This is a genomic window from Aquimarina rhodophyticola, assembly GCF_042434915.1.
GTDB lineage: Bacteria > Bacteroidota > Bacteroidia > Flavobacteriales > Flavobacteriaceae > Aquimarina.
The window spans coordinates 2,263,393-2,283,659 of sequence record NZ_CP170198.1 but is presented as its reverse complement, the minus strand read 5'-3'; the positions used below and the strand labels follow the sequence as shown (position 1 = coordinate 2,283,659).

Here is a 20,267-nt window from a genome sequence, read left to right as displayed (position 1 = left end):
GAAAATTTCAGCTAAATAACATTCTATTAATTAAATTTATATATATAATGAAAGTAACTGTAGTAGGAGCTGGTGCAGTAGGTGCAAGTTGTGCTGAATATATCGCTATTAAAAATTTTGCCTCGGAAGTAGTATTGTTGGATATCAAAGAAGGATACGCTGAAGGTAAAGCGATGGATTTGATGCAAACTGCTTCGTTAAATGGATTTGATACCAAAGTAACTGGAAGTACTAACGATTATACAAAAACCGCAAATAGCGAAGTAGTGGTAATTACCTCTGGAATTCCTCGTAAACCAGGGATGACTAGAGAAGAGTTGATCGGGATCAATGCGGGAATCGTTAAAACAGTTTCGAGTAATTTAATAGCGCATTCTCCAAATGCTATTATTATCGTAGTGAGTAATCCAATGGATACCATGACCTATTTAGTACATAAAACTACCAACTTACCCAAACATAGAATCATCGGTATGGGTGGAGCTTTGGATAGTGCTCGTTTTAAGTATAGACTTGCTGAAGCTTTAGGAGCGCCAATATCTGATGTAGATGGTATGGTAATCGGTGGGCATAGTGATAAAGGAATGGTTCCTTTGACCCGATTGGCTACTAGAAACAGTGTGCCAGTATCAGAATTTATTTCAGAAGAACGCTTAAATCAAGTAGCAGAAGATACTAAGGTTGGTGGTGCTACATTAACCAAGCTTTTGGGTACTTCGGCTTGGTATGCGCCAGGAGCAGCAGTTTCTGCATTGGTCCAAGCAATTTCCTGTGATCAAAAGAAAATTTTCCCGTGTTCTGTATTATTAGAGGGTGAATATGGACTTAATGATTTATGCATTGGAGCACCAGTAGTTTTAGGTAAAAATGGAGTTGAAAAAATCGTAGAAATTGCATTATCAGATGCTGAAAAAGCAAAGTTGGCCGAGAGTGCTGAAGGTGTTAAAAAAACAAATGGTTTATTAGAATTTTAACATAATACAAGTAAATTTATATACAAAAGATCGCTAAAAAGCGATCTTTTGTAGTTGAAAAAAGATATTTAACTCTTAGAATTCTTTAATTTTCAATGTTTTAACCCCAAATATTTAAGTTGCTATAAAAATCAGGCATTGAGGGTTGGCAAATGTTTTTTGAAATCCTATATTTGTCCGTTTTATAAAAATGACCAATAAATTTAAGAATAATGCAGAACAAAGGACTTGTTAGAGTATTTGCGATTTTATTCGGATTGGTATGTATTTACCAGTTGTCGTATACGTATTTAACCTACACCAAAGAAAAGGAAGCTGAGAATTATGCACAGCAAAAGTTTCCGGGAGAGGATGCTTCCAAACTTAGAGAAATAGCAGAGCGTAATTATTTAGATTCTATAGGTAAAGAGCCAATCTTTGCTGGGATTACGTACAATGATGCTAAGGATAAAGAGCTTAATAAAGGTCTTGACCTTAAAGGAGGAATCAACGTAATTCTTCAAATTTCTGTAAAAGATATCCTAAAAGGATTATCTAATAATTCAAAAGACCCAGCGTTTAACCAAGCGTTATTAGCAACTGATGAGTTGCAAAAAAATAGTCAGAATAGTTATATCGAAGATTTCTTTACCGAGTTTGAAAAAATTCCAGATGCTAAATTGGCATCTCCTGATATTTTTGCTAATAAGAATTTAAGTGATGACATCACTTTTGATATGACCAATGACCAGGTAAAGCCTGTACTTGCTCGAAAGATCGATGAGTCAATAATATCTGCTTTTGAAGTACTGCGTAAGCGTATTGATAAATTTGGAGTTACACAGCCAAACATTCAACGTTTAGGTGAGACCGGAAGGATTTTGGTCGAATTACCGGGGGCAAAGGATGTTGATCGTGTTAAAAAGTTATTACAGAGTACAGCGCAATTAGAGTTTTGGGATGTGTATAAGGCAGAAGAGGTTTTTCCTTTTATTTTTGCTGCCAATACAATGCTAAAAGAAGAAATGGAGAAGAGCGAAACTTCTACCACGGTTCAAGATTCTACAGAGGTTGATACTGCGCAAGTAGATTCTACTAAAACCGATGAGGATGCTGCAATTGATGACCTACTTGCAGATGCAGAGGACTCTACAAATCTTGATACTCAAGTTAATCCTATATTCGATTTAATAGCGAATCAAGGACCACAAGGTGGACCAGTAATTCTTACGGTTAATAAAAAAGATGTCGAAACGTTTGAGTCCTATTTAAACGATCCAAAAGTAAGAGCATTACTTACCCCAGAGCAACGATACACTCGTTTTGCTTGGGGAAAGCCAGTAAAAGATTCAGAATTTGTAGATTTATATGCGATAAAAGGGAATCGTAGTAATGAGCCAGAATTGAGTGGTGGTGTTATTACTGATGCTAGACAAGAGTTTAATCAAGTTGGTCAGGTAACTGTTACCATGCAAATGGATGGTAAAGGAGCTAAGGCTTGGGAAGAAATGACAGGAAGAGCATCAACCAATCGTAGTCAGATAGCTATAGTACTTGACAATGTAGTGTATTCTGCTCCTGGAGTTTCTACGGGACCTATTAGTGGTGGTCGTAGTGAAATCACTGGTAATTTTTCTATCGAAGAAGGGCAGGATTTAGCAAATGTTTTAAGAGCAGGTAAATTACCAGCCTCTGCAGATATTATTCAAAGTGAAGTCGTGGGACCATCCCTAGGTCAGGAAGCTATTGATAGTGGAATCATGTCCTTTGCAATAGCTTTGGTACTTATTTTGGTTTGGATGGTATTCTACTATGGTAAAGCAGGTATTTTTGCAGATGTTGCTTTGGTAGTAAATATTCTATTCATATTTGGTGTGTTAGCAGGATTGAAAGCTGTGTTAACATTGCCTGGTATTGCAGGTATTGTATTAACCATTGGTATGTCTGTAGATGCAAACGTTCTTATTTTTGAGCGTATCAAAGAAGAATTGGCAAAAGGAAAATCGCAGGTAGATGCTATTAAAGATGGTTTTAATAATGCTTTGTCTTCTATTTTGGATGCAAACATTACCACAGGTCTTACAGGATTGATTCTATTATTCTTTGGGACAGGACCAATTAAAGGTTTTGCAACCACCTTATTAATAGGTATTTTGACTTCGCTATTTACAGCTATATTTATTACAAGATTGTTTATTGATGGATATGGAAAAAACGGAAAAGAATTAGCGTTCTCTACTGGTATAACAAAAAATCTATTCAAAAATATTAATGTTGATTTCTTGGCAAAAAGAAAGATTGCCTATATTATTTCTGGTGTAGTTATAGTTGTGGGATTAGGATCATTATTTACACAAGGTTTGGATCAAGGTGTTGACTTTGTGGGTGGACGTAGTTACACAGTTCGTTTTGCAAAGGATGTCGCGCCAACCGAAATTGAGAAGGAATTAACAACAGTATTTGGTAGTGCCCAAGCAAAAACACTTGGAGCAAATAATCAATTAAAAATTACTACCAAGTATAAAGTAGATGAAACTGGCGAAGCTGTTGATACTGAAATATCAAATAAGTTATACACTGCCCTACAACCTTATTTAGGAGGCGATATATCATACGACGAATTTGCTAACGGAGATGAGGATAAACAAATCGGTATTATGTCTTCTATGAAAGTAGGGCCGACTATTGCCGATGATATAAAACAAGCAGCCTTTTGGTCAGTAATTGGATCTTTAATCGTTGTTTTCTTATATATTTTATTACGATTTAGAAGATGGCAATTTAGTTTAGGTGCTGTAGCTGCAGTATTCCATGATGTGCTATTAGTATTAGGTGTTTTCTCACTTACGTGGAAGTTTATGCCTTTTAATATGGAGATTGATCAAGCATTTATAGCTGCTATTCTTACGGTTATTGGATATTCTCTGAATGATACCGTGGTAGTTTTTGATAGAATTCGAGAATTTTTTGGTGAGCATACTAATTGGCCACTGGCTAAGAACGTGAATGCCGCCTTAAATAGTACGCTAAGCCGTACGTTAAATACGTCATTAACAACATTACTCGTGTTGGTTGCCATTTTTATCTTTGCTGCACCGCTTAGAGGGTTTATGTTCTCTTTGATTATTGGTGTGCTTGTAGGTACCTATTCATCGTTGTTTATTGCAACACCAGTGATGTATGATACAGTTAAAAAAGTTGGTTTAAAAACTAAAGTTAAAAAGGAAGAAGCTTCTTCGTAAACCTCTTTGTGATTATATTTAAAAGAAAACCCGTTATCAATTTGATAACGGGTTTTCTTTTAAATATAAATTCTTTTGGTATCTATAGTTTTTTGAAACTAATAGAATCACCCACCTGTAATTGCCATTTAGTTGCTAAACCAGCATTTACCTCTAATATATATTTTGCGGGTACTACAGATGGTAAAGAAGTCTCGTCAAGGGGAATGGTGTTTTTCTGAAAACTTACTATTTTTTGATCTTCGCCAATATAAATTATGTCCAAAGCAATCAAGGTATTTTTCATATAAAAATTTTGAGGCTTAGTTTCTTCAGATATAAAAAGCATTCCTTGGTCAGTGTGTAGTTTTTTGCGATACATCAATCCAGTTTCACGTTCATAAGGATTATCTGCTATCTCTATAGTAAGTTGTTTAATCGTGTCTTTATCCCGAAGAATTTGCAATTTACCTTCTTTGGTGAACGATATGTCCTTTACCTTAATGTTAGACTCACTACTATTTTGTTCTTTTTTACAGCTATATAAGGTTAGAAAAACTATTACAATAGCGAAAATGTTAGATGTTGTTGTCATTTTAAATTATAAAAAAAATTAAATACTGGTAAATTTTCTATATCGTATTTTACAAAACATATAGATGCCATAGCACGCAAGTCCCGCCGATACTAGCCCTAGAAGCCATGGACCACTACTGTTTTTCTGTATAAAGGAAAAAGCATCTGTTGTACCTTTTATAGAGGTAGTGCTATTAAAAGCATCAAGTCCAGCCTTTATAAAGAAATACGATACTATGGAGATAACAATACCTCTTGAAATTAGTCCAGCGTATCCAATGTTTTTGATTAATTTTCTCTTTTTTATATCTGAAATGGAACTAAGATTAAACTGATTTAAAAAATCTCCTTTAATAGCCTTAATAAATTGATGAGCAGCTTTGATACCCATCAATACACCAATTATTATTAGTAAATATTCGCCATACTCAGAACTTAAAAGAGAATTTTTTGAAGATCCTGAAGAACTAGATTCATTAAAAATTTCCCAGATAGAAATTCCGCCTAAGATGGCATAAATTACTCCACTTATAAAAAAGCCAATTCTTTTCATAGATCCTTTTAGATCGCTATCAATTCCTTCTGGATTTTGAATACTTTGAATAAATCTCCAAAAAGCGTAACATAATAAGCCTATTCCTAGGATTGCAAGTATAATTTTCCCAAAAGCCTGTTGTTCTAAGAATTCAATTACTTGCAATTTTCCTGCTTTTTGACCTCCCACATTAAAAGCAGCTAATAATGTAAGTAAACCCGTTAAAAGATATACCAATCCTTTTGCACCAAAACCTATTTTAGCTATTTTTTTTATTCTATGATCCATGTCAGATATAATTTATTTATAAAAGTACGAGGAGCGATGGTTATAAGTTAAAGTTGCAGTCTATTTATATCTAGTTTAACAAATAGATGGATTTTTTAATAATTTTTGCGATAAATTTTTAACAAAAAGCAGTTGAATTTTTTGAATTTGTCAGTGCGTGTTCATAGTAGCTCGATATGTTTACATCGCATTGATAGTTTGTCGAATAGCCACCAAGTTTGTAAGTAAATTCTTGAGGTGTTTTAAATCAAGCATATTAGCTCCGTCGCTTTTCGCATTTGCTGGGTCAAAATGTGTTTCAATAAATAGTCCGTCAACACCATTTACAACTCCAGCTCTGGCAATAGTTTCGATCATATCAGGTCTTCCGCCAGTGACGCCACTAGATTGATTGGGTTGTTGTAGAGAGTGTGTTACATCGAGAACGGTGGTTGCGTATTCTCTCATGGTAGGGATTCCTCTAAAATCAACAATCATATCTTGATATCCAAACATGGTACCGCGATCTGTAATCATTGCATTATCATTACCACTATCTTGAACTTTTTTAACAGCATGTTTCATTGCTTCAGGACTCATAAATTGTCCTTTTTTAAGGTTGACAGTTTTTCCGGTTTTAGCAGCAGCCACAACTAAATCTGTTTGACGTACTAAAAAAGCAGGGATTTGCAAAATATCAACATAAGCGGCTGCCAAAGCAGCATCTTCATTTGTATGAATATCTGTAACTGTAGGTATATCAAAGGTTTGTCCGACTTTTTGTAAAATCTTTAATGCTTTCTCATCTCCAATCCCAGTAAAGCTATCAATTCGACTACGGTTTGCTTTTTTAAAAGATCCTTTAAAAACATAAGGGATTTTAAGGCTAGAAGTGATTTCAACGACACTTTCTGCAATTCGCAACGCCATCTCTTCACTTTCGATTGCGCAAGGTCCTGCAAGTAAGAAAAAGTTGTTGGCTTCAAGGTTTTTAAGGTTTTTAATTTTAGAAAGATCCATATGATTTTTTTAAGGATACAAAGATATGTTTTTTAGTTTTTGAAGCAGGAAATAATCAATAAAAGTAAAGCTGGTAAATGGAATAAATTTTGAGCTAAAAAAGGATACTTCGTTACGGGCTTATTGAAAAAAGGTCATCGTTTTCAAAAATTTATTTTTAAAACGATGACTAAGAGTAATCTTTTCTCCATTCGTCATAATTACTAGATTATCCTGTAGATAGATATGTTTGACTCGGTCTATATTTACTCCATAATTACGATGTACCTGAATAAATAATGGATTTAAAGTATTTTCAAGCAATTTTTGTAATGAAATTCGTATTAAATATTTTTCACTTTCAGTAATCAAACTACAATAGTTAGCTTCAGTTTCTACATAGATAATATCTTGTATATCTACTTTTGAAATAGTTTTATTGGATTTTACAAAAATACTGTTTTGTAGAGCTATGCCATTTGTAGTAGAAAATGCTGCAGGTTTTTGAGTGAATTCTTCAAAAGCTAGTTCTATCGCATATTGTAATTCTACTGGGTTGAAAGGTTTTATTAAATAAGAACATGGTTCTGCGTACTTAGCACATTCAAAAACAGTTTTATCTAAACTACTAGTTAAAAAAATGATAGGCTTTTTTTGAGCTAATGCATTAATAGTATTGGCTAGATTTATTCCTTTAGGCTTGCCATCAATAAATATATCTAAGATGGCAAGGTCAAAATTAGTTTTATTTATAATTTCAATACTTTCTTCGATAGTCGTGGCTATGGTTAGTTCATAATTTTTTGAAATCGAAGCTTTTAGGCGTTTGATGTCTTCGGGGTTATCTTCAAATAGAAATATATGCATCTTGGGGGCTTTTTTTTAGAGAAAGGGATATTTGAATAATAAAATCCTTGAACTGGAGATGATATTATTCTTTATCCTATTAGGTATTCTGCTGTAGCAAAGAATACTTCTTCTTGGAAAAGGCAAAGCATTGGTACTAGTGTAGCTTCGATTAATAATATAAATCATCACCTTGATGAAGCTATTAAATTTATAATGGGATTAAAAACCTATAGTTTCAGCAGTGATAGCTATAGTAATTGGAAACCAAAAACATATTATAGTATCAATGCTATCAAAAACAATATGTTGGTATCGTAGATGAATTAACAAATGTTTTTGATGATTAGCGAAAATCTCTGGGTTAAATAAGGTTATTCGGCTTCTGTAACAATAAAGAACCACGCAAATAGCGTGGTTTTCTGCTCACAGTGATCATGGAGAGATTATATTAAATTTAAATTCGGATAAAATTAATTAACTAGGCATAATAAACACTTATCAGACAATAATTTAAGTTAGATATAACCTTATGTAAGGCGGCTAATCTAAGAAAGCACAGCATTTAAAATTCTTTGACTTTTAAATAAGAAACAAAACATATACAACCTGTCAAAATAACTCGTACCTTTGCAGCCTTAAAATGAGGCGTATATGAAAGCTATTAAAAATATCGCAATAATTGCACACGTTGACCACGGTAAAACTACCTTGGTTGATAAGATAATGTATCATTGTCAGCTATTTCGCGAAAACGAAAACACAGGAGATCTTATTCTTGATAATAATGATCTTGAACGTGAAAGAGGGATTACGATTACTTCTAAGAATGTATCAGTAATCTACAAGGATACAAAAATCAACATTATTGATACCCCTGGTCACGCCGATTTTGGTGGTGAGGTTGAGCGTGTATTAAATATGGCTGATGGTGTGTTGTTACTTGTAGATGCTTTTGAAGGACCGATGCCACAAACACGTTTTGTGTTACAAAAGGCTATTGATCTTGGGTTGAAGCCTTGTGTGGTAATCAACAAAGTTGATAAGGAAAATTGTACTCCAGATGAGGTTCATGAAAAAGTATTCGATCTTATGTTCGAATTAGGGGCAGAGGAGTGGCAATTGGATTTTCCATCAGTGTATGGTTCTGCAAAGAACAATTGGATGAGCGAGGACTGGAAGAATGAAACAGATTCTATCGAGCCTCTTTTAGAAATGGTTATAAATCATATTCCTTCTCCAAAAATTGAAGAAGGTACTCCTCAATTATTGATTACATCTCTTGACTTTTCATCATTTACAGGACGAATCGCTATTGGTAGATTACAACGAGGAACCTTAACTGAAGGAATGCAAGTTGCATTAGTTAAAAGAGATGGTTCTATCAAAAAAACCAAAATCAAAGAACTACATATCTTTGAAGGTTTGGGTAGAATGAAAGTTGATCGCGTGGAGGCTGGAGATATATGTGCTTTGGTAGGTTTAGAAGGTTTTGAGATCGGTGATACTGTAGCAGATGTTGAAAATCCTGAAGGATTAAAAACAATCGCTATTGATGAGCCAACAATGAGTATGTTGTTTACAATTAATGATTCTCCATTTTTTGGTAAAGATGGTAAATTTGTAACTTCTCGTCATATTAAAGATCGTTTAACTAAGGAATTAGAAAAAAATCTAGCATTGCGTGTAAATACTACCGATAGTGCAGATAAGTTTATGGTCTTTGGTCGTGGAGTATTGCATTTATCTGTTCTTATCGAGACCATGCGTCGCGAAGGTTATGAATTACAGATTGGTCAACCACAAGTAATCATCAAAGAAATTGACGGTATTAAATGTGAACCAATAGAAGAATTGACAATCGATTTACCAGAAAATGTATCTGGTAAAGCTGTTGAAATGGTTACCATGCGTAAAGGTGAGATGCTAAGCATGGAAGCCAAGGGAGACCGTATGGTTTGTGAATTTATGATCCCATCACGTGGTATTATCGGTCTGCGTAATCAATTGCTAACTGCTACTGCAGGGGAAGCTATCATGGCACACCGTTTTAAAGAATATCAACCGCTTAAAGGGGATATTCCAGGACGTATTAATGGTTCTTTGGTATCGATGGAAAAAGGTTCTGCAATTCCTTACTCAATTGATAAACTTCAGGATAGAGGTAAATTCTTCGTTGATCCGGGAGAAGATATTTACGAAGGTCAGGTTATCGGAGAGAATTCTCGTGGTGATGATATGGCTGTAAATATTACGAAAACTAAAAAGCTAAGTAATGTACGTTCTTCGGGAGCTGATGATAAAGCTAAAATTGTTCCGGCAATAAAGTTTTCATTAGAAGAAGCCTTAGAGTATATCCAAAAGGATGAATATGTAGAGGTTACGCCTAATCATTTAAGATTGCGTAAAATTTATCTTACCGAAACTGAGCGTAAGCGTAATAAAATAGTATAATACTTTTATACGGATAATATATTTAAAAAATCCCGAGTTAATCTCGGGATTTTTTTTCAACAATTGGGGTAACTTTTGGTCTCGGGGATCAACTCTTCAAAATATATTAAGTTTCTTCGTTACAAAAACCACGATACAACTATGGATAATTTATTATTTACAGAACTCGTCGGATACTTTGCATCCGCTATGGTCTTAACATCTTTTCTAATGCGAAATATTAAAAAATTACGCTTAGTAAACTCAGTGGGGTGTTTAGCCTTTATTGCTTATGGTGTATTATTAAATTGGTCAATACCAATAATTCTAACGAATACAGCAATTGTGTGTGTGAATATTTATTATTTATTTCTTAAAAAAGAGTAAATAATTAGTTTTCTTATTTGCAATATAAAATTAATATTTAAATTTTCTTATAATTTAACCAATCTTTATAGATCGTTTAAGTAGTATATGCGGCGAGTACAGGTTTGTAAACATCCTTGCTCTACGCTATGTTGAGTATACTTCTACTAGTAATAATTTGCAACTTGTAATCTCATTAAGTAACTTACCCTACTGATATAATTGAGAAGTTTATTACATGGAAAAAAAAGAAGAACCTTTAACTTGGAAAGAATTTATGCGGTTAGATATGCGTGTTGGCACTGTGCTCACTGCAGAAGTATTTAAGGAAGCTAGAAATCCTTCCTATAAATTGACGGTAGATTTTGGGGAATTAGGTGTAAAAAAATCTTCGGCTCAAATAACTAAACGTTATACTTTACAAGAACTTGTGGGAAAACAGGTTATCGCAGTAGTTAATTTTCCTCCAAAACAAATCGCCACGATGATGAGTGAATGTCTAATTCTAGGCGCGATTGGAAATCAAAATGTAGTGACATTAGTAACTGCTGATAAAAAGGTGGCTAATGGGCAACGTATTGGTTAATTCTTTACCCTTTTCGTTGGACAACTTCAAACACTTTACTTCCATCACATTTTAAGGTTTTAGATGGGTACTTCAAAAGTAAAGCATAATCATGGGTCGCCATAAGGATAGTATTTCCATTTTTATTGATATCTTGTAACACCTCCATCACTTCAACAGAGGTTTGAGGATCTAGGTTACCAGTAGGTTCATCAGCAAGAATGAGCTCGGGATCATTTAATAACGCGCGAGCTATAGCGATACGTTGTTGTTCTCCACCTGATAGTTGATATGGGTATTTAAAATCTTTGGTTCTCATAGCTACTTTATGAAGTACATCATCTATCTTACCGTGCATAGCTTTTGGGTCGTTCCACCCCGTTGCTTTGAGAACAAACAATAAATTGTCACGTACGGTACGATCATTTAACAATTTAAAATCTTGAAAAACTATTCCCAATTTTCTTCTCAAAAAAGGAATCTGATTTTCCTTTAATTGTCTTAGATCAAAGTCGACAATATTTCCTTCTCCTTCTGTCAAAGGCAAATCTCCATAAAGCGTTTTCATAAAACTACTTTTTCCTGTACCTGTTTTTCCGATCAAATAAACAAAATCTCCTTTATTTACATCAACATTTACATCTGATAATATTAAGCTTTCGCGCTGGTAAATTGATGCGTTTTTTAGATTTAATACAGAGTTGGACATAGCTAGTTGTATATTAATGACAGTAAAAGTAAAAAGAAAAGTTTTAAAACTGTCTATGGATTATAATTGTTTTAAGAAGCTCATACTTTGAATTTATTTTTAAAATAATTAAGTAGGAATAAATGATTATAATTTGGGCATTTTTTAACTTTGACTAAATAATTATCATATGTTTTACTCGTTACTATCTTAGCTATAAGATTAATCTATCTTTAACACAAACATTTAGATAGGGTGGCGATATTTACCGTCTGATATTAAAAAATAATTAATGAAACATAGTATAATTATAATTGCATTTTTGATTGGTTTTTGTGGTTCTGTTGGGGCGCAACAGTCTGCAATTTTCACTAATGATCTAAAGCTTTATAATCAAGCAATAGAACTTTATAATAATAAACAGTTTTTAGCAGCTCAATTACTGTTTGATAAGGTTAAAGATGCTGTTGATGATGCTACTATTGATGCAGAATGTTCTTATTATATCGCAAGTTGTGCTGTTTGGCTTAACCAAAAGGGAGCCGATGATTTGATGGAGAATTTTGTCACCCAGTACCCAACAAGTACCAAACGCAACGCTGCATACTTAGAGGTAGCAAATTATTACTTCGATAATGGTAACTATGCATACGCGCGTAAGTGGTACGATCGAGCAGAGATTTATTCACTTTCGACAAAAGAGAAAGAAAAGTTCTATTTTAATTATGGATATGCATATTTTAAAATTCAGCGATTTAACGAGGCAAAGAAATTTTTTGAAGAGGTACAAGAAACCAAAGAATACGGAGCAAAAGCTAAGTATTACTTAGGGTTTATTGCCTACGAGGGTGATGATTATCAAGAAGCAAATCAGCTTTTTGACGAAGTGAAGGATTTAAAAGAGTACAACAAGAATCTTTCTTATTTTCAAAGTGATATGAATTTTAAGTCTGGTAACTTTAAAGAAGCCATAAGAGAAGGACTGATCCAGTTACCAAAATCAAAACCAACAGAAAAATCAGAATTGAATAAAATTATAGGAGAGAGTTATTTTAATTTAAAGCAATATGGTAAGGCGATAGAATACTTAAGAGCGTATAAAGGTCGTAAAGGAAAGTGGACCAACACCGATTATTATCAATTGGGATACGCGTATTACAAAGAGGGTAATTATTTTGATGCAATTTCCGAATTTAATAAGATTATCGACGGGCGCAATGCTACGGCACAAAATGCCTATTATCATTTGGCAGAGGCTTATCTTAAAACTGATCAAAAGCAGCAAGCACTCAATGCTTTTAAAAATGCTTCAGAAATGGATTTTGATGCAACCATTAAAGAAGATGCATTTTTTAATTATGCAAAACTAAGTTATGAAATAGGAAATTCATATGAGAGTACGCCCAAAATATTGTTAGCTTTTATGGATGAGTATCCTAACTCGGAGGGAAAGCAAGAAATAAAAGATTTGTTGATCAATTCATACCTAACTTCAAAAAACTATAAAGAAGCTATGGAATTATTGGAGAGTACGCGCAATTATGCCGATAAGGTAGTTTATCAAAAAGTTGCTTACTATCGTGCTATCGAATTGTATACAGCTGGCTCCTACAATGAGGCACTTCAATATTTTACAAAATCCTTGTCTCAACCAAGAGATGCGCTTTATACCTCCAAAGCTACATATTGGAAAGCCGAAACCTTATATGTTACCGACCAGTTTGACGAGGCTTTAGTGTATTTTAAAGAGTTTATGAGTAATGATAATGCGCGTACAACACATGAATATGAGTCGATACATTACAGTTTGGGGTATACGTATTTCAAATTGAAGCAATATGGAAAAGCAGCAGAGCATTTTGCGAGCTTTATTAAGATGATAAAACGAGATGATGTACGATTAGCCGATGCATATTTGCGTCTGGGGGATTGTAATTTTATTTCTAGTAACTATTGGCCTGCTATGGAGGCGTATAACGAGTCAATAAAATTAAATGGAGCAAACGCAGATTATGCTCATTATCAAAAAGCAATAAGTTATGGGTTTGTTGGCAAGAACGATAAAAAAATAAGTGACTTAGAGCTGTTTTTGATATCGTATACACGTTCAGTATATCGTGACGATGCATTGTATGGTCTAGGTAACACTTATATAGCCGAAGGGAAAGTTTCTCAGGGTATAGCTGCCTATGATAGATTAACTAAAGAAATGCCGAAGAGTTCATATGTATCCAAAGCTTTATTAAAGCAAGGCCTAGTACATTATAATAATGATCAAGGTGACCAAGCACTATCCAAGTTTAAACGTATTGTTGCTCAATATCCTGGTAGTGAAGATGCTGTACAGGCTGTTAAAAATGCACGATTAGTGTATGTAGATTTAGGAAGAACCGATGAGTATGCTTCATGGGTCAAGAATTTGGATTTTGTAAATGTCACAGACGAAGATTTGGATAATACCAGTTATGAAGCCGTAGAGAAACAATTGGTAGATGGGGATGAGGATAAGGCTATTAATGAACTAATTAAATATCTTAATGATTTTCCCAAAGGCACTAATTCTTTAAAAGGACATTATACGCTAGCTCAGCTACTTTCTAAACGTAATGATACTCAAGCCGCTTTACCACATTATGAACATATACTTGCAAAGCAACAAACAGAATATACAGAACAAGCGCTTTTAAAAGTGTCGCAATATCACCTTGAAAACAAAGAATATAAGCTTGCACTACCTTTACTTAGTAGGCTTGAACAAATCGCAGATTATCCTCAAAATATAATTTTTGCACAGTCTAATATAATGAAATCACATTATCAATTGGATCATTATGCTGAAACTATTGCCTATGCCGAAAAAGTGTTGTCAAACCCCAAAATTCAACAAGAAGTAAAAGACGATGCACAATTATTTCTGGCTAGAGCAGCATTACAGACAGCAGATGAATCACGTGCAAAACAAGCGTATAAAAAAGTGCAACAAACTGCAAGGGGTGAGTTAGCCGCCGAAGCCTTATATTATGACGCCTATTTTAAAACAAAAGATAAAGCTTATAAAGAATCTAATGAAATTATACAGAAGCTAGCCAAAGAATATTCTGGATACAAACTATATGGAGCCAAAGGATTATTACTGATGGCAAAAAACTTTTATGCATTGCAAGATGCGTATCAAGCGACTTATATTCTTGAGAGTGTAATCAAAAATTTCACTATGTATCCAGATGTTATCACAGAGGCAAAACAAGAGCTTACACGTATGAAGCAATTAGAAGCCAGAACTAATGCCTCTATTCAAACAGAACAATAATATTTATATAGAAAGATCCTTTATATGTCAATTTATAAATTGCTCGTTTTTTCCAGTTGTATTTTAATACATACTTTTAGCTTACATGCACAGGAAAAAGAAGATAAAACGATTGAGACAGATCGTGTTATTGTGGTTAAAGCCTATACACCAACAATTAGTGATGCTTTTAAAATAAAAGCAATTCCAAAACTCAATGATTCTGCAACCTACAGAAAAAAACAACTTCGTTACAGTATTTTTTCGGTTCCGGTAGCCTCTACTTTTACACCAGAAAAAGGACGAGCAGAAGATATTGACCGGCCAAAAGGTATAGCGTTGTATGATAACTATGCTACTTTAGGTTTTGGTAATTATACTTCAGTTTTGGCAGAATTCTATAGTAATTTTGAAATTAATAGAACCGATAATTTTGGTATGTACCTTCATCACAATTCCTCTCAGGGAGGGATAAAAGGTGTCCTTTTAGATGATAAATTTTACAATACTTTTTTGGATCTTAATTATACATCTCGTACCAAAGATTATGTGTATGGTATCGAAGCAGGCATAGAACATCAACTATTTAATTGGTATGGATTGCCTCAAAATAATTTTCTTACCGAAGAACAAATAGATGCAATTAACTCAGAACAATCATATTATGGAGCAAAGATTGGCGGTAAGTTGATGTTTAATGAATCACTTTTAGAGAAGGTAACTTTAAGCTATCGGTATTTTGGCGATGCAACCGAAAGTGCAGAGCATCATATAAACTTAAAACCTTTAATTACCGCAGATCTAGGAGGGCAAAAATTTCAAACAAAAATAATCTTCGATTATCTCAACGGTTTTTTTAAGAAAGATCCTGATCTCAATAATGTTATCAATAATGGTATTGATTATAATAAATTTATAGTGGGTGTTAACCCAAATTTAATTTTCAATAATGATAAGTTTACTCTTAATCTAGGAGCTTCGATATTTTACAGCATGGATGTCGAAAATAAGAATAACGATATTTTTATGTATCCAAATATTAGCGCGTCTTATCGTTTGTTTGATGATGTGGCAATTATATATGCTGCATTAGATGGAACATTAGAACAAAATACTTACCGAGATGCAGTTCAAAACAATCCGTATGTAGCACCGTCACTTATTTTGCAACCAACGAACAAACAATACGAAGGGTATATAGGATTAAAGGGTAAACTATCCGATGTTTTCGGGTATAATATTAAAGGTGGCTATGCTTCACAAATAGACATGCCTTTGTATGTTCGCAATATGGTTAAAATTCCAGCTATCAATGGTTATGAATTTGGAAATTCTTTTGTTTATCGTTATGATGATTTGAAAACAGCTTTTGCGTATGCAGAATTAAATTTTGACATCAACTCTCAAATCAAGTTAAGTACTATTGCAGAATATTTTAAATATAATACAACAGCTCAGTTAGAAGCTTGGAATTTGCCAACAGTAAAAGCATCTATACGCTTTGATTATAAAATAACAGATGCTTGGCATATTGGTGCTCATGCCTTTTATGTGGGAGAACGTAAGGATTTGCTTGCTCATGTGCCATTAGTTCCATATACGCTTGATAGTTATATTGATATTAACCTAAATCTTGGTTATCGTTTTAATGATCAATTATCTGCTTTTGTTAAAGGGTATAACCTAATCGGCGAAAATTATGAACGTTGGATAAACTATCCCGTACAAGGTATTCAGGTCTTAGGAGGAATTACATATAAATTTAATTATTGATGGGTTATAGTATTCTTTTCAAATCGAATACTAGAGCTCTTTATATAAAGAAGATTGATATATAAATTTAATAAAATGGATACTAGATTGGAGTCTACTCGTTGTACCTTTGTTCTCATAGTAGATTCAAAAAATTAAAGTGTTTAATGATTTTATATCCTTTGTGATTCTTGTCTATTATGGTGTAGAATTTTATATTATAACACAATTTTTGATGTCAACAGAAAAGAATGATTTTAAATAGTCAAGAAATGTATGTGTAGTTGGATAGTGAATAACTAAGGTATATATTTGGCCCATTTACCGTTTATACTAGTATAAAAAAGTATATCGAATAATTAAATAATCCCTAATCTTAAATTAAAAAAATACATGCAAAAATTATTGTTATTAGTTCTAGGAGTTACCATCGGTTTTTCCTGTAGTAAACCCAAAGAGCAAGCAGATCTTTTGGTCTACAATGCAAACGTTTATACGGTTGATCAAGATGTGCCTACAACAGAGGCTTTTATAGTGAGAGACGGTAAATTCTTAGCATTAGGATCTACAGAAGAGTTGATGGAAAAATATAAAGTAAAGGAACTCTATGATGCCAAAGGAAAGGCGGTGTTACCTGGTTTGATTGATGCACATTGTCATTTTTACGGATTAGGAATGCAAAAACAGCGCGTAGACCTTGTAGGAACCAAAAGCTATGATGAAGTTCTTCAAAGGATTGTTGAGTTTCAGAAAAATAAGATGACCAACTTTATTATAGGTAGAGGCTGGGATCAAAACGATTGGGAGGTAAAAGAATTTCCTACCAAAGATAAATTAGACAGCCTGTTCCCAAATACTCCCGTTGCAATTACTCGGGTTGATGGGCATGCTATTTTGGCTAACCAAGCGGCACTGGATGCTGCTGGAATTGATGCTTCAACAAAAGTTGAAGGAGGAGAAATTTTACAAGTAGACGATGAGCTTACAGGTATTCTTATTGATAATCCTATGGAGCTGATAGAGAACGTTTATCCAGAGCCAACCGTGAGAGAACAAACAATAGCGTTACAAGATGCAGAAGTTACTAATTTTAGTTATGGATTGACTACAGTAGATGACGCAGGTCTTAGTCCAAATGTAATTGGGTTAATAGACAGTTTGCAACAAGCTGATGCACTTAAAATTAGAGTATATGCTATGGTGAGTAATACCCCCGCATATGTAAAACATTTTTTAAATACAGGTCCTATAAAAACAGATCGTTTAAATGTTTCATCTTTCAAAGTATATGCCGATGGTGCTCTGGGGTCACGAGGAGCAGCACTTAAATCATCCTATACTGATCAAGACAACCATTTTGGTGCTATGGTCATAGGAGTAAAAGAATTTAAAAGATTAGCCAAACGTTTGGCTTCGTCTCCATTTCAAATGAATACTCATGCTATTGGGGACTCTGCTAATTCGGTTGTTATTAATACCTATTATGATGTCCTTAAAGGCGACTCTAATCGCAGATGGAGAGTTGAGCATGCACAAGTAATTGCACCTGAAGATTTTGAGGTTCTTGACGAAAATTTGGTGATAAGTGTACAACCAACGCATGCAACGAGTGATATGTATTGGGCAAAAGATCGTTTAGGCGAATTAAGAATGAAAGGTGCATATGCGTACAAAAAATTATTAAATAAAACAGGTAAATTAGCCTTAGGTACAGATTATCCCGTAGAACATGTAAATCCTTTTTACACTTTTTATGCAGCTGTAGCAAGAAAAGATCTTGAACAATTTCCTGAAAATGGATTTCAAAAAGAAGATGCTTTAACACGAGAAGAAGCGCTTAAAGGTATGACTATTTGGGCAGCCTATAGTAATTTTGAAGAAAAAGAGAAAGGTAGTATTACGGTCGGTAAAGTAGCAGATTTTGTAGTTTTGGAACAAGATATAATGAAAGTAGAAGAGGATGCTATTCCTGATACTCAAGTCAAAGCCACTTTTGTTGGAGGAGAAAAAGTATTTGAAAATTAGAGTAGGTATCTAACTTAAATAAAAAAGGGATGTAATATTTACATCCCTTTTTTTATTAATATTATCTATATTGATAATACCACTATTTTATTTGCCACCATTTGCTTTTAAATCTTCGAGACATCGTGCATCCAGCTCGGGAACAGAATTGTCAATCATATCCATAGCGCCACTGCCAAACTCTATTGCGGCAGACATCAAACATTCTGCAACATTACAATGCCCCTTTGCATCAGTATCCTCATGAAGTTGTTGTTGCGGAGTTCCAATATTTACTAAACCTAATAAATGTGAAAACTCATGATTCAACGTTGCATTTTCAATAGTTGCCAGATCGGGAGAGTTTGGACGACTGCTAACACTTCGCAACGTACTCTCATAGATTACAATGGAAGTATTGAGATATGCAGTTCCTAGGGTAACTTTGGTTTCTGTATCAGCTTCGTTACTGCCGTCGGCAAAATAAATATAAACGGTAATCTCATCTCCACTGTTGTAAAAAGTTCTATTAGAATTTTCGATACCTGCAACTTCTTCTATTGTAAAAGGAGCTAAGTCAGAAGAATTAACTGATCTAGATGTTATTGTGATCCCATCTGGTTTATTAAGTCTGTTTTCTAGAAAAGTTTTAAAGCCTTCAATTGCTGAGGCATTAGGTTCAAATCCTTTAACAGCTATTAACTCTACAGTTAATCCATTAAAAACTTCGCTAGCTAATAAATCTCTAGCAGAACTACCTAATGGCTTTTGATTATCTATTTTTGATATAGCTACAGGAGTATCATCTTCACTGGAACAACTTGTCAAAAAACTTAAGGTGAGAATAGATAAAAATAAAATTTTGGAGAGTTGCATATTTTTTTGATGTAGTAATTAGAAAAGTAAATAAACAAATTTCTTGAATATTTAAGCATATGTTTAACGTAAATTTTAATCAGCTAACTAGCAAGGACTGTTGCATCTATTAGGCTATTTTTATTTGCGCTAAATAATCATTGTTCTTGCCAGTATGAATGATATTGCATACAAAACCATTGGCATTAGCAGCATTTTGCAGTGTTGTATAATCAATGTATAGCCAATCAAACCAATCGGTTTCTAGATTTTTATATTTCATTTTATATTTCATTTCGCCATAATATGCTGCAGTAGCATCAACCCAGAAACCTCCATCATCATCTGTATATAAGTAAGCTAAGTCTGATGAGTCAAGTAAGAGTTGTCCATTTGGGTTGAGTATGGTTTTAATATGTTCGAAAAAACGATCAATATTTGATAATTGACCAATAATACCGCTGCCATTCATCAACATAATGATGGTGTCAAATTTGGTTTCTTGAAGTTCAAATAAGTTTTGTTGATGAGCTTTTAAAATACCTCGTTTCTTAGAAACCTCTATTGCACCAGCAGAAATATCGATTGCCTCTACATCGAGCTTATAATAATCCTGCAATATTAAACTGTGGCTTCCCGCACCGCATCCTACATCCAATACTTTTCCATAAGATAAAGCCAAGGCCTTTTGCTCAACTTTAGGCATTTGATCCAAAGTTCTAAAAAGATAAGATATAGGGATGCTATCATCATCAAAACCAGGAGATATAACCGTTATTGCTTGTAAACTACTGTTTTTACTTGTAAAATCTTTTAGTGCTTCTCCTAATACATCTTCCATTTTATTATATTTTTTGACTGTAATCATGTTAGTGATGTTTGGTTTTTATAGAAATATCTATATTTTAAATCAGTTAA

Annotated in this window: 14 protein-coding genes; 7 read left to right on the top strand and 7 right to left on the bottom strand. The window is 33.8% G+C overall.

Features of this window, described 5'->3' with window-relative positions; all coding sequences use genetic code 11:
- Positions 1-47: 47 nt before the first annotated feature.
- Positions 48-974 carry a malate dehydrogenase gene (mdh, locus tag ACE939_RS09905; RefSeq protein WP_378185363.1) on the top strand — a complete coding sequence of 309 codons (927 nt, stop codon included), beginning with the start codon at positions 48-50 and terminating at the stop codon, positions 972-974.
- A gap of 212 nt (positions 975-1,186) precedes the next feature.
- On the top strand, positions 1,187-4,195 hold the full coding sequence (secDF, locus tag ACE939_RS09900; protein WP_378185361.1) for a protein translocase subunit SecDF: 3,009 nt from the start codon (positions 1,187-1,189) through the stop codon (positions 4,193-4,195).
- A gap of 82 nt (positions 4,196-4,277) precedes the next feature.
- Here the strand turns inward: secDF and ACE939_RS09895 are convergent, their stop codons facing one another.
- From ACE939_RS09895 to ACE939_RS09880, 4 genes are all read right to left on the bottom strand, one after another.
- Positions 4,278-4,769, bottom strand: a complete 492-nt coding sequence (locus ACE939_RS09895; protein WP_378185359.1) for a DUF192 domain-containing protein — start codon at positions 4,767-4,769, stop codon at positions 4,278-4,280.
- A gap of 18 nt (positions 4,770-4,787) precedes the next feature.
- Positions 4,788-5,573: a DUF1206 domain-containing protein gene (locus ACE939_RS09890; RefSeq protein WP_378185357.1), complete on the bottom strand. Its 786-nt coding sequence runs from the start codon at positions 5,571-5,573 to the stop codon at positions 4,788-4,790.
- 180 nt (positions 5,574-5,753) lie between these two features.
- Positions 5,754-6,572 carry a 3-deoxy-8-phosphooctulonate synthase gene (gene kdsA, locus ACE939_RS09885; protein WP_378185355.1) on the bottom strand — a complete coding sequence of 273 codons (819 nt, stop codon included), beginning with the start codon at positions 6,570-6,572 and terminating at the stop codon, positions 5,754-5,756.
- A gap of 120 nt (positions 6,573-6,692) precedes the next feature.
- Positions 6,693-7,418: a LytR/AlgR family response regulator transcription factor gene (locus tag ACE939_RS09880; RefSeq protein WP_378185353.1), complete on the bottom strand. Its 726-nt coding sequence runs from the start codon at positions 7,416-7,418 to the stop codon at positions 6,693-6,695.
- Between the two features lie 633 nt (positions 7,419-8,051).
- Between ACE939_RS09880 and typA the strand changes: the two genes are divergently transcribed.
- Together typA and ACE939_RS09870 are read left to right on the top strand one after the other, a co-directional pair.
- The gene (gene typA / locus ACE939_RS09875) at positions 8,052-9,851 is read left to right on the top strand and encodes a translational GTPase TypA (protein ID WP_378185351.1); all 1,800 of its coding nucleotides are present in this window, start codon (positions 8,052-8,054) and stop codon (positions 9,849-9,851) included.
- 583 nt (positions 9,852-10,434) lie between these two features.
- Positions 10,435-10,782 carry a tRNA-binding protein gene (locus ACE939_RS09870; RefSeq protein ID WP_378185349.1) on the top strand — a complete coding sequence of 116 codons (348 nt, stop codon included), beginning with the start codon at positions 10,435-10,437 and terminating at the stop codon, positions 10,780-10,782.
- 4 nt (positions 10,783-10,786) lie between these two features.
- Here ACE939_RS09870 and ACE939_RS09865 read toward each other — a convergent pair whose 3' ends face one another.
- On the bottom strand, positions 10,787-11,470 hold the full coding sequence (locus ACE939_RS09865) for a cell division ATP-binding protein FtsE (RefSeq protein ID WP_378185347.1): 684 nt from the start codon (positions 11,468-11,470) through the stop codon (positions 10,787-10,789).
- A 271-nt stretch (positions 11,471-11,741) separates the two neighbouring features.
- Between ACE939_RS09865 and ACE939_RS09860 the strand changes: the two genes are divergently transcribed.
- The 3 genes from ACE939_RS09860 to ACE939_RS09850 all read left to right on the top strand — a co-directional run bounded on the left by ACE939_RS09860 (position 11,742) and on the right by ACE939_RS09850 (position 18,515).
- Positions 11,742-14,759 carry a tetratricopeptide repeat protein gene (locus ACE939_RS09860; protein WP_378185345.1) on the top strand — a complete coding sequence of 1,006 codons (3,018 nt, stop codon included), beginning with the start codon at positions 11,742-11,744 and terminating at the stop codon, positions 14,757-14,759.
- Between the two features lie 24 nt (positions 14,760-14,783).
- The gene (locus tag ACE939_RS09855) at positions 14,784-16,511 is read left to right on the top strand and encodes a TonB-dependent receptor (RefSeq protein ID WP_378185343.1); all 1,728 of its coding nucleotides are present in this window, start codon (positions 14,784-14,786) and stop codon (positions 16,509-16,511) included.
- Between the two features lie 372 nt (positions 16,512-16,883).
- Complete coding sequence (locus ACE939_RS09850) at positions 16,884-18,515, top strand: amidohydrolase (protein WP_378185340.1); 1,632 nt, start codon at positions 16,884-16,886, stop codon at positions 18,513-18,515.
- An 87-nt stretch (positions 18,516-18,602) separates the two neighbouring features.
- On the opposite strand, the gene ACE939_RS09845 is transcribed toward ACE939_RS09850, so the two are convergent.
- Together ACE939_RS09845 and ACE939_RS09840 are read right to left on the bottom strand one after the other, a co-directional pair.
- Positions 18,603-19,370 (bottom strand): hypothetical protein, encoded by a 768-nt coding sequence (locus tag ACE939_RS09845; protein WP_378185338.1) that lies wholly within the window; start codon positions 19,368-19,370, stop codon positions 18,603-18,605.
- 109 nt (positions 19,371-19,479) lie between these two features.
- Complete coding sequence (locus ACE939_RS09840; RefSeq protein ID WP_378185336.1) at positions 19,480-20,217, bottom strand: class I SAM-dependent methyltransferase; 738 nt, start codon at positions 20,215-20,217, stop codon at positions 19,480-19,482.
- Between the last annotated feature and the right edge of the window lie 50 nt (positions 20,218-20,267).